General features: G+C 54.6%; 9 protein-coding genes. 1 reads left to right on the top strand and 8 read right to left on the bottom strand.

The window, feature by feature from the left end:
• Positions 1-2: 2 nt before the first annotated feature.
• The 8 genes from PROAA_RS15820 to PROAA_RS15785 all read right to left on the bottom strand — a co-directional run bounded on the left by PROAA_RS15820 (position 3) and on the right by PROAA_RS15785 (position 11,011).
• Positions 3-2,285 carry a hypothetical protein gene (locus PROAA_RS15820; protein WP_186412270.1) on the bottom strand — a complete coding sequence of 761 codons (2,283 nt, stop codon included), beginning with the start codon at positions 2,283-2,285 and terminating at the stop codon, positions 3-5.
• 66 nt (positions 2,286-2,351) lie between these two features.
• Positions 2,352-3,371, bottom strand: a complete 1,020-nt coding sequence (locus tag PROAA_RS15815) for a hypothetical protein (RefSeq protein ID WP_186412269.1) — start codon at positions 3,369-3,371, stop codon at positions 2,352-2,354.
• Position 3,372: 1 nt separating this feature from the next.
• Positions 3,373-4,965: a hypothetical protein gene (locus PROAA_RS15810; protein ID WP_186412268.1), complete on the bottom strand. Its 1,593-nt coding sequence runs from the start codon at positions 4,963-4,965 to the stop codon at positions 3,373-3,375.
• A 9-nt stretch (positions 4,966-4,974) separates the two neighbouring features.
• Positions 4,975-6,960, bottom strand: coding sequence for a hypothetical protein (locus PROAA_RS15805; protein WP_186412267.1), 1,986 nt, complete (start codon positions 6,958-6,960; stop codon positions 4,975-4,977).
• Positions 6,960-7,634: a hypothetical protein gene (locus PROAA_RS15800; protein WP_186412266.1), complete on the bottom strand. Its 675-nt coding sequence runs from the start codon at positions 7,632-7,634 to the stop codon at positions 6,960-6,962. Before PROAA_RS15800 ends, PROAA_RS15805 begins: the two co-directional genes overlap by 1 nt.
• Positions 7,634-8,719: a hypothetical protein gene (locus PROAA_RS15795; RefSeq protein ID WP_186412265.1), complete on the bottom strand. Its 1,086-nt coding sequence runs from the start codon at positions 8,717-8,719 to the stop codon at positions 7,634-7,636. The genes PROAA_RS15800 and PROAA_RS15795 overlap by 1 nt, the downstream gene beginning before the upstream one ends.
• 3 nt (positions 8,720-8,722) lie before the next feature.
• Entirely contained in the window at positions 8,723-9,133 is a 411-nt protein-coding gene (locus PROAA_RS15790; protein ID WP_186412264.1) for a hypothetical protein, read from the bottom strand.
• Between the two features lie 9 nt (positions 9,134-9,142).
• Positions 9,143-11,011: a M14 family metallopeptidase gene (locus PROAA_RS15785; RefSeq protein WP_186412263.1), complete on the bottom strand. Its 1,869-nt coding sequence runs from the start codon at positions 11,009-11,011 to the stop codon at positions 9,143-9,145.
• Positions 11,012-11,135: 124 nt separating this feature from the next.
• On the opposite strand from PROAA_RS15785, the gene PROAA_RS15780 reads away from it, so the two are divergent.
• Complete coding sequence (locus PROAA_RS15780) at positions 11,136-11,420, top strand: hypothetical protein (RefSeq protein WP_186412262.1); 285 nt, start codon at positions 11,136-11,138, stop codon at positions 11,418-11,420.
• Positions 11,421-11,917: the final 497 nt, after the last annotated feature.

Genomic DNA, 11,917 nt, shown 5'->3' with positions numbered 1-11,917 from the left:
GATTATTTCCCTAGTATTTGCTTAGCTGCACCAACCCCATACTTTTTGTCAAAATCTTCAGCCATGGAAGGGTTCTTCTTCAGCATATCTGCCGCAGCGGACGGAATGGTTGCGCCCGTCTCATTCTGTTTGCTTGCAGAGACTTCAGAAATCATTCCGCGACGGTCTTTTGAGAACAGCCTGTCAGGAAGTTTCCTTGCCCCCAGTGGATCGTTCGGGTCAGATCCTCCGGCCAAATGTACTAACTGCGACTTATCGGGCAGCGACCGGCTCTGACGTGCGGCAATGCCATCCATTGCAGCATCACGCTGCGGACCATCCGGCATTTTCTCCATGTCGGCTATAGCCTTTTGCAAAGACGCATATTCGGCCAGCGAGTTGCGCTTGACCTGCTGGTCCAATCCCGCCGATATGCCTTGCTGTTGCGCCTGTTGTTGCGCCACATCAGAGGCGGCATTCTGGTTCATGCGCTGCAGGTTCAGCGCAGCGGCAGCAATAACACGCGGGTCTTTGATGTCGGCTTGCATGTCGCGGCCATAACGTGCGCGTTCCATATCGGCCAGTTGCGCCTTCATGGCGAGAGTTGGCCGCATATCGTTGCCGTAGGCATCATTTATCCAGCCGGGGTCTTTCTCTCCACTTCCCATCTGGACCGCGCCTGACTTCATACCGGCGAGTTGCTGCGCAGCCGTGCCGTGGTCGATGTTGGTGAATAACGGGCTTTGGCCTTTGGAATTGACGCGCTTGATACCGTCTTGGCCGGTTGGCTGAACATCGTAGGTCTTCCCGTCTTGCGTGAATGAGCCAATGCCATTTGGCGCACGATCCTTACCTGAGCCATTGCTTGCCGCGCTACCCGCTTGTGTTGCGGCCTGCGGTGCTTGCGCCCTTTTTTGTGCGGGTAACGAAGCCTCTGGCTGCGGGTTATTTCCAAGTGCTCTCGACATTGCCGTGTCGCCGTCGTTAATTATGTTGGCGATGCCCGTAACCGGGTTGTGCAACAAGCCAAGCGACAGGACGTTCCCCGCTACGTCGCCTGCCCCTTGAGCGGTTGCGGCAAGCTTTGTCGGCAAATCCGTGTCGTCGTTCTGCCAAACCTTGTACAAATCGCTTCCGGTGTCGTAACCCTGAATACCAGAAGAAGCTACCGCACCAGCAATGCCAAGCGGCTTGGCGACTCTTGCTGCCGTCCTTCCGACTGTTTTAACGGCATCTTTCGCGCCTGAAAAAGTCGGCTTGCTGTAGCCAACGCCTTCGTACTTTGGAAGGTTTATGTTTCTTGTCTTTATGGTTGCGTCATGTTTCGGAATTTCGGCTGCGAGTTTCCGGTAGGCGTCTGCTTGTGATGTGTCTGGAGCTTTGTATGCGTTTATGTATTTCAAATTGCGCTCACGCTCTGCTGCAATCGCAGAATTTATCGCCCTCATGTCCAAATCTGCACCATTCGCCGCATGAGCAATGCCGCCCTTCATGGTCGGACCTACCGGCTTCCCGGTCATGGTTTCCAGCCAAGAGTCCAGCGACGGAAAGCCAAGGTCGCTCGCAATCTTGCTCAGCTCGGCGTCCTGCGCCTTGCTCAGAATGCGCTCGTCAGTGGATACCTTGATCGGCTCGCCGGTTTGCTTGACGCTGGCGTCGATACTGTCTGACGTGGGCGTACCCGGCCCTTTGATTTTTCCTCCATTGGCATAGCCAGAAGCCTTGTCGATCTGCTCTTTGCGGCCTTTCAGGATATTGACAATGCCATGACCGATACCGGGATTCGTTGCCGGTTGCTGTACGGGTTGCGGAGCGGGTTGCGGGGCAGGTTCCGGTGTTGATTTGTTACCGACTCCATACTTACCGCTAATTCGAGCAAGAATTTCTTCAGCCGTTTCAACTTTACCGCCATCGGCATAACGGCGCTTTCCAAACATTTCTGAAATAGGCGTCATTCTGTTTTGAGTCGGCGCATTGCGCGGAATCTCTGGAGCGCCAATCATTTGCTGTTGCGGTTGTGCAATACCTGCCGCATGAGGATCGCTTGCGCTTCCAGGTCGATAGGCTGCGTTTGGATTGACTCCGGCTTGACGAGCAACGTCAGAAGCCGACTGAACCATCCAGTTATGCTGCGCGCCCCTTCCATCGCCGGCCACCGGGTCGATCTTCCCTAGATTGTTCATGTCGGCATTGACAGTTTGCGCCTGCGTCAGTGGCTCAGGCTTGTTTTGTGTTTGAAGTTGTTGCAGCAGGCCCGAAAGCACCGCGTTGTTATCAACTTCGCCGCCCATCGCAAACTTACGCATTTTTCTACACGCCTTGCCCATATCGCCCCCTTTTTACTCTTCCTATTATCTACGCTATGCCAGCATTTACGTGCCGTTGACCGAGTAGCTTGTGCCTGCTGCCGCATGAACATTGTTGAACAACGAAGTCGCCATTTGTGCCAGTGCTTGCGCTTCGGTAAGCAGTGCTTTCAGCCGGTCCTCGATCAGCGTCAAATCGCTCATCTGGTTCTTCTCTGCCGCGCTCTGCGTTGATTGCGCGTTGAACTGATCCGCCGCGTAGGTGAGCTTCGCCGCGTCGATCCTAGCGCCGTAGAACTGGCTTGCTGACGAGATAAGCTTGCTCTGTGCGTCGTAACCAATGCCGACGACACGGCTTGAAACGTCCGGCCCGGAAGCCAGCGCCTTGATGTACTCCACGGAAGCGCCAAGGGCCATCTGGCGAAGGCTTAGCGCCTTTTCAACGGCGAATTTCATCATGTCGACTGACTGCATGGTGATCTTGCGGCTGGATTCGGCCATCAGGTTCTGTTTGTTCTGCTCGATCTGCACTTGCGCTGATACGAGCTGGTCGGGCATGAGCGGGAAACGCATCGCAGAAAACTTGTGCGCCAGCCCTGCGCTGGCCCGCGCCGATTCAATCGCTATGCGCGCATGGTCATCCGCCGTAATCTGGTTCTGGATCGCTACCGGAAGCCCGGAATCCGGGTTGTTGATCGCAGCCAAAAGCCACGCTTCAGCCGCCGCATACGTCGTGCTCTCATCGGGGAAGTAGGTCGCCCGGAATGCGGTGAACTTATCCGCAAGGAACGTGGCGACTTCAAGATACTTCGTTGTGAAGGTGTCGAGAATGTCGGTTGCTGACTGCGTAGCCGGAATATCAACGCCCGGCTCAACGACGGTCGGTGCAGTGGCCGACGACGCGGTAATGTGCGGAGCGGTTGTAACGTCAAGCCAGCCCGCCGTAATTGCGGCGATCTTGTCCGCAAAATCGTCAGATTTGAGGTTTCCCTGATCCCATGCCGCGTTGATGACAGAAGCCATCGCATCAAGCGACGATTGAGCGCCGGGGGTATAGCTGCCTGGGGTAATGGTGATGATGCCCATATCAAATTCTCCTTGTTGAAGCGGTCGCGCCGAACGACAGCCGCGATAGGTCAAACTCAGTGCTGCCCGACAAACTCAGGTTGAACCAGTTGGAACGAAGCCCCTTGCCTGGATCGAAGCGCTGTTCCATTAACTCAGTGCTCGCACTGCGCGCAAGATAGGTGTAATCGTCACTCTGCGTTTGTACACGCAAACTGATCTTTTCTGCGCACGCCACGCCGGCATAAACCGCTGGAAGGTGTTTCAGTTGCTCGCTGCCAAAGTCCTGCTTGCCGAAATCAACCGTCCACTCCACGTCGCCAGTCGATTCGATCAGGTAAATACCGTCCGCCTTCGTGCCGTAGGTGCTACCGGCTGACGTGAAATCGAAATCGCTGTAGGTCGTTGCGGCTTTGGTGTCCAGGTTCATGCACCAGCCACACGAAACAACCCGAAGGATTCCGTTCGACTGCGAGACAATCGACACGCCAGAAGCCGGGGCAGTCAGATCAATCACGTCGTTCATTGGCGCAGATACCTGACCGGCAAAGTCCGCCAGCACAATCCCGTAGGTGCTGAACCAGCCGACCACTGGCTTATCTGGAACCACAAAGGCCGTACCTTTCACCCCATCAAAGGGGAGCGTTGTCCTGACCATTTCCTGAACCATGCTCAATTCGCCGGGGAAGAAGTAGGTTTTGCCCGCGCAAATGTACGTCCCGCCATCCACGCCGACGGCCAGCGTCACAGGCGCCGGGAAGGTGATCGACCCGCCGCTTTCAATCAGGCCATTGGCCGGGGTGTAGTAGCCATAGCGGTAAGGGGAGCCGACGAAAACACGTCCGACATTCCCGGCGTTGACGATTGAGCAAAGCGATGCGCCGCTCATGAACAGATCGCCCGCAGGAAGCGGATAGTGTTTCTCGCCGGTGTGCTCTTGCAGCGTTGAATCGTCCGTCGCGTCATACGTCGCTGTGCCAAGCGTTACCCGGCCATTCCACATCACCACCGAGCCTTGGCAGGCAGAAACGTAAATATCAACGTGTGTCGCGCCTTCTGCCGTTGTGGGAAGCGTTACGCGAATGCCTCCCGTGCTGGATAGCGTGATCACCGTGATTGCGCTGATGCCGCTATCTTCGCCGGTTACGTCATTGACGTAGGTGATGCCGACCTGGTATTGCCCGGCCAATAGACTCCCGCCAATTGCGGACAAGTTCTGAACAACAGGCGTTTCCATTCCGAGCGGATACCAAACGCCGCTTGTAATGCGCCCGGAGTCAGTTCCGTTACTGTAGAAAAGCTCGTTGTTTTCAGATAGCCATGAAACCGGATCGTCATTCGACAGTGTTTTGAACAGCGTCTCTGAGTACGTCGGCAAGGTGACTGCGTACATCACGCCGCCGCGCACCAGATAGGCCGCGTCCGGAGAAAGGCTGTGCGCGTCGGTCATGGCCTGAACCAGCTCGGACGACTTGCGCCGATGCAGATTGCCACGGTTGTCTAGGTCGACGTTATCCGCTGCGCGCAGGTAGTCGCCCGTCTTGTCGACGTGCAGCGCGAAATCAGGAAGTCTGTTATTGATGCCCAAGTACGGCCCTATGGGAATTGTTTTCACTGTTTTTCCTTAAACATGGCGCTGCGCTTGATATGTATCGACATCGTACTTAGCGTACTTCACTGTCCCGCTCCCGGCGTTCCTGCCATCGGCGTCAAAGGTTGCGGCAGAGCCGTCGACTGCACTGAAGCAAGTGCTTCCCTCAAAGGCAAGTTTTGGAACCGCGTCGGCCAGAACGTCAAACCATCCATATGGGGTTAGGTGGGTGACAGGGGAGGAATCAATGCGTGTAACGCCGGATGCCCCGTTGATCACCACGTAGTTTATTGTGAACAGATCAAACGCGTCCCGCGTCAACTCCACCCGAACAACATTTTCTCCGTAGTTCTTTACCCCGCCTAGAAAGACAATCGGAAACCAGCGTTTTTCCCCAACTACATATACAGTGGATGGCGCGCCTTCAGACGTGAAGTTGTAGACGATAGGAACCTGCATCGCAGCGCCCCAAACACGGTAGCTATCTATGTATTCATAGGTGTGAGAGTCTTCATTCAAGTCGGCGCCTGTGCCGACGGGGCCGTAGTTGACGTAGTATCCGTATGTTGCGTTATAGAGACGCGACAGGGCCAACCCAGATGCCCAAGGCAATCCATACTTCGAGTGAGACATAACTTCTGTACTTATTAAATTGTCGACGACGACTTGCCCAGCCACAGAAAGAACAGAGTGAACCGACTTCGTGCCGTTCCACGTATAACTTGGAAGTGCGCAATTCGACGGGTCATAATCATATTTAGTTACGTCCGACCACTCGATTAACGTCTCTTTTCCGTCAAATTCAACCGCGTGCTGAGCGCCTTGGTACTCGTACCGTTGTATCGCGTAGGCGGTGTATGTTCCAAAGCCGTTATATTCCCTCCTTAAAAATGTCCCGTTCTTCAGTGTCACCGGTTTTGCCATGCCGTCAGGCGCGTACATGTATGATAGTGTCGCTGTGTAATACCCCGTCTGTATAAAAGTGGTCTTGTAGTCCCACGGGTCGATCCCTGATGCAACATACGCGCCAGAATTGACGTCTTCAATCTCGTTGGTATATCCAGTCCCGCTCGATTGAAATCCGATCATGGAAATCGTCGCGTCGATTGACGCGCTGTCCTCCCCCGTAATTACAACCTCGTTCCATTGGTCCTCCGCGAAAAGATCGGCCCTTCCAGCGTTGCCCGTCCAAGCAAACAACAATGAGTCCGGCTCATTGACCTCGTGGGCAAGTATGATCTTGCTACCATCAAACGAGACACAGCCGCGCTTTACCGTCACGATGCCCTCTGAAGTTCTGTAGTAAGCAGGAATGTCCAACACAACCGTCTTAACAGCCGTTCTGCCTGCTGCGCTAGGCTTCGCCGTAACCATGTACGGAGTCGGAGTCCCGTCGTATGACACCCAATTTGGCGCAGTGTCAGCCGGCATCCCGGCAACCCAGTTGCTTAATGTGTAGAAATCCAGAGTCGCAGTAGCCACTCCGCTCAACGTCATCTTAACGACCCAGCACGTGTCGTTTGCCGTGTACAACCAGACATTCATTCCGACATCCTCGCCAAACAGGACGCCGTTCGATATTCCGGCCCAATTCCCCCACGTCGTTAGCGCTGGGTCGCTGGCCGGCGGTGGAATCGCTGCGAACTCGTCCGCAGCAGGGCGCGAGAGAACAAAATTGAACGCCCTGGAATTTACCGACTCGGGCGATGTCCCTTTCGTTGTGAACTCTCCTGACGGCGTCTCCGTTGTTCTCCCGCCCGCAGTAGCTAAGCGCTCAAGCCCGTGCCACGGCCAGCCAAACAGGCCGGCGATTTGCTCAACAAGCGTCGTAATGAATTCCGGCTGCGTTCCCGGCCCGCGCGTGTGCGCCATGACAACGCTACCGTCCGGGTTGTTTTGAAACTTCTTGCGAATCGTCTCCGGACCGCCCATCGCGCCAATCATCCGGTTTTCGATAGCATTGCCTTGCGGCGTTCCTTCCCGTACGGAGAGCAGCTTGAAAATGTCGTCGAAGGCCATTACGAATGCCACCGGGCCGGCTGGGCGACCGATCGGACGACGTTGTATTGCTCAAGGCGTGGCACTGAGGCGAATATCCGCGTGCGAAGCGGGATTCCAACATCAATAACTCCGATTGCTGGGCTGACAAACCCGGACTGTATATCCGGGTTGATCGGAATGGCTGCGTTGAAATAACCGGATATTCCGTGCTGCGCTGAAAACGCCGTGCCGACACGGATTACGCCAGACGCCTGCCCGACAACGCCTCTCGATCCGCTTATTGTCGTCCTGAGCGGAAGCCTCGCGCTCACTGCACCCGTTACGCCACGCGCTGCAAATATCGAGGCTCCGAGTGGGATATTCGCTATCAGCTTCCCGCTTGGGACCGCCACCGCGTCTATCTGCGCGTATAGCGGCATGGCGGCAGATGCGTAGCCGGACACGGTGACCGTCGCCGTCATTGACGCTTGCAACGGGACGGCGGCGTCTACTATCCCTATCGTTGATATTACATAGAACGCAGCCCCTATCGGAATAGCCGCAGACGCGACGGCGTCGACATGGCCGACAGCGGTTATCGTTGAGCCTAGCGGGATGACAACTTCAACCAGTCCAAAAAACGCCGGCTGATCCGCGTAAGTATCCGGCGCGCCGTAAGGGGATACTCCTAGCGGGGATGCGCCGAACGCCATTAGATATACTGCCCGCCGGTAGACGTTGTTGACGCTATTGAGCCAGGCAGATAGGGGTCAGCAGCCCCTGCAAGAATCACTCCGTTTGCCGAGGCAATGCTCCGCGTCCCTGTGGCGCTACCGACAAAAGTACTGGCGTTGATGTAACACACCCCTGTATATATGGACTCTACAAAAGCCGTCGAAAACGCTGGCGTTCCAGTCAATGTGACAGTCATCGACTGTACTCGCACCGTGCCATTATTGGCCTCGATATGGGTCGCAGCGCTGCCAGAAATTGTATATGCGCCAATGCAAGTCACTGACCCATAATCATCAGCCCTTAGTTGTTGTATTGTGATAGCCCCAAAGTTTAACCCTGAAAAATTTATGTGGCCTTTCTTTGTCGCCATCACTCCAAACGCCGCTCCGCCGGTAATTTTCATGTCTTTGAGAGTGATCACCGCCCCCGTGCTGGCTGTAACAACCGATCCTGTAGCAACATCGAGAACGACATTTGACGGGGTTACAGCGTTCCCTTGTATGACAACCGACCCGCTCCCGACAAACGGGGACTGGGCAACGGTCGCTGTTGTATACGTCCCGTCGGCCACTTGTATGGTGGCCGTATACGTGCCGATGTCCAGGGTTCCAAAAATAACGTCTACGCCTTTCTGTATTGTCAGGAAAGCCCCGCCTGATGTGTTCGCAAGGCCCGTGTTGCTGTCGCTTCCGTCCGTGCGAACGTAGTACGTCCTGTTCGCGGTCAGCCGTTCGCGTATCCACGAGGCTCTTGCCGATGGCATGGTGATATAGACTTCTTTCGTTCCGGCTGAAAAACTCACCGCGGCATCGCTGTTGCTGCTGGCAAGCACCGTGTCACGCGACAGCGTATTGACGCCGGTATAGGTGCCGCCCACCAACTCCCACTCGCCGGTCGGTGCGCCGGTTCCGTCGACGGCGCGAATACTGTACGTCGTCGTGTCCCCGATGGTCAGCTTCGCGCTGAATGCCTGATACCCGGTCTCCGCCCCGGCCAGGGTAATCGATCCTGTGCCGGTGCTCGTCGTCGTCTCTTTGACGAAATCCGCTAATTTGAAGGCCATGGTTTACAGGGAGAACGTCCCGGCTGATATGCCGATAGGCCCGCCGATGACAATGTTCGTTGTATTCATCTGAATCATCCCGCCGCCGCCCGTGGTCGTTATGTTACCGTCGGCAACTACCGTTCCGGTGGAGTCCTTGACGCGCGCCCATGAAGCCGTGCCGGTTGCGTCTGCCGACGAATCCGAAGTCACAGCGCTCAGAGTAAGCACACCGGCAGATACCGTGCCGCACGGGTCAGAAAACGTCAGCGTCCCGAGCAAGACCTGCGACGTAACCGCCGTCGCTGGATCAGCAGGGATTGTGCCGGTATAGAAGTCGATGGTGCCTGGGCCGGACCCGGCGTCGATTGCATCGCGAAGCGGCGTGAGCATTGAGTTTTTTACGGTTGTTGCCAGGTTGATTACTAGTGCCATGCTGTTCTCCTAAGAACGTCTTGAAATTACCGACACGCGGTTTCGTTTGTTTATCACGGTGACTATGGCGTCTGGTGACGTGTCGAACCTGCTGCCAACGCCCGATGCAATCGCACCAATAGCATTTCCTGTCGTCGCGTGAATTTCTGTTGTAGCAGGTATCTGCGATGCAGAATTGATCGTGCCAAATACTCCGGCAAGCGTGGCGCTTATGGCCGTCTTGCAAGTCGAGTAACCGTTGATAGCCCCGACTGTGTTGGCTGTTGTGGCGCTTATTGTGGTTGTCGATGACGCCACCGATGACGATGCAATAGCACCAACAGCATTAGCGGTAGTCGCTGCGATAGCGGTCTTTGATGTTGCCTTCGACGCTATCGCTCCGACCGCGTTTGCCGTTGTCGTAGTTACAGCGGTCTTGCACGTCGACTTAGATATGATCGAGGCGGTTGCGCCTGCCGTAGTTGCTGTAATGGCTGATGCACACACGCCAGCATTAGCTGATGCGATATTACCGACTGCGTTTGCTGTGGTTGCTGCAATGACGGTCTTGGCCGTCGCTTTCGATGCAATCGCGCCTACAGCATTGGCTGTCGTAGCCGCAACTACGGTCTTGCTGGTGGCCTTGGAAGCGATGCTGCCGACAGAGTCTGCAGTAGTCGCTGCAATGACGGTCTTGGCTGTAGCTTTGGATGTGATGCTTCCGACAGCGTTCGCCGTCGTAGCAGAAATTACCGTCTCAAAACCAGAGGAAGCCCCTGCTGAGAAATAGTTTATTACGGCAAGATCAGATATGACCTTCCCATAATTAGCCCCGAATATTTCTAACGCTGCCGCTGGTTTGGCGATAACTTCAGGAACAGTCGCAGCTATCGCGCCCAATGCACTAACTGTCCATCCATTCATTGCTGTTGGCTGGTCGTAGAATTCTGGAGGCTGCAATGATCCAAAATGTGTATTTATTGCAGAAGCCCAATTAGAAGTTTCGCTGTTGGGCATCATATAAGTCTGAGTCACTGCTGGGAATGAGCTGTGGAAGGACATACTTCCTGCAACAGCACCACCAGTATCAGCAATAATTGCATTCTTGAAAGCTACGATAGTGGACATTGTGCTATCTGTCCAATGCCTATTCGCGTCATAAGTTAAATATCCCGGCTCCCAATCAGAGCGCCAGTGCCCACCTCGTCTACCAGCGGGTATAAGCATAGGATAGACGTAGAAATCTAGCCATTGACGGGCTATTACAGCACGGGCATCAGCAGAGATCAGGAATTCTACGCAGCCCTTAAGCGCCCAATTCCCTGGGTCTTCTCCAGCATGATTTCCTGCACTTAGCAAGAACTTCTTTTTCGGCAATCCATTGGGAGCCAAACCTGATCCGCTGGAAATCTTGAATGCATACAGATTACAGGCGTCTATTGCCTCGCTTAGCTCATTGACTCTAGGAACAGACTGTCCAAAGACATAATCTGCTCCACCATAGGCGATGACGCTAGGCGTTTCCTGTATGTAAGTAGTCGGAAGTGTAGCTAGCCACTCCCCCGTTAAGCTCTCTTGCCAAGGGGTTGATGTGCTGTAATAAACAGTATCTTGAGTAAATGCCGCATTGTTGTAAAACCTAAGATGCAAGTTGTCTGCATCATATAAGCAGTTGTCAAATGTGTTCCACGTTCTGGCGTCATACGACCATTCCGGTCTGTAACCACCGGCAATGTCGAACGGATAGTTTGTTGCATACAGAATAATGTCAGTCGAACTGTTATGCGTCGTTGAGGTCCAGAATTTAACCTTGAACTGCGGTATCTTCCCTTTAACATTATCCGCAGCACCGTACCAGTGAAACTGCAAAGGCTGACCGGGAATCCAGTCGTTGATCATTGTTCTCGGAACAATGTTGAGCGTCGGGGTTGCTGACGCTTGATTCACTACTGAAGACGAGGCAAGAAACACGTTGCCTCGATCAACGGGCGATAGGATCGCAGTCGGTAGCATCCCCGACTCAATGGCGGCCGACACACCGGCTGTAGTCACTGCGATTACAGTCTTGCAGGTAGACTTTGAATCTATGCTGCCGGTAGCATTAGCTGTAGTTGCTGAGATTGTAGTGCGATCACTGGACCCAGACCCTATTGATCCAACGGCATTGGCCGTCGTTGCGGCAATGGCCGTCTTAGCCGTCGACTTCGAGATAATCGATCCGCCAGCATCTGCTGTTGTGGCGCTTATTGTGGTTGTCGATGACGCCACCGATGCACGCAAGGTTTGGCGTAACGAACGTATAACCTGAAGCGGGTTACTGTTTAACGACCAGTGATCGGTAGCCGATAAATACCCATCAAAAAACAGGATCGGCCCGATCATGCCGTCCCATCCTCGCGCTACATCGGACGGTCTGTTACCGATGGCAATAGGGCTGAGTACTGTCGTCGTAAAATCCGAGCTGGCGCCGCCAATTAAAGACGCTGCAACCGGCAAACCATTTACATAGAATTCTGGGACGTTTGTCGTATTTGACTTGTCGTGCGTCCAGCTTTGGTTGACCCACTGGTTAAGGGGTAGGCTAGATGTTGGACCCCACCCAGGGCCACCCGCCTGATCCCCAGAAATAGCGATATACCCCAGCCTGCCACCGGACAAATATACCGAATCTACCCCTACGGAAGCTCCATTACCTGAAACATCCTGAAAAACCCTACCAAAAGCGCTTCCTCCTGTGCTGAGTGCATAAACCCGCACGAAACACGACCGAAAGCCAGTTAAAGGCGGTCTGATTACAGGCCCGGA

Source organism: Candidatus Propionivibrio aalborgensis, from assembly GCF_900089945.1.
Lineage (GTDB): Bacteria > Pseudomonadota > Gammaproteobacteria > Burkholderiales > Rhodocyclaceae > Propionivibrio > Propionivibrio aalborgensis.
The sequence above is the reverse complement of the archived record's forward strand: the minus strand, read 5'-3'. Positions and strand labels throughout refer to the sequence as shown.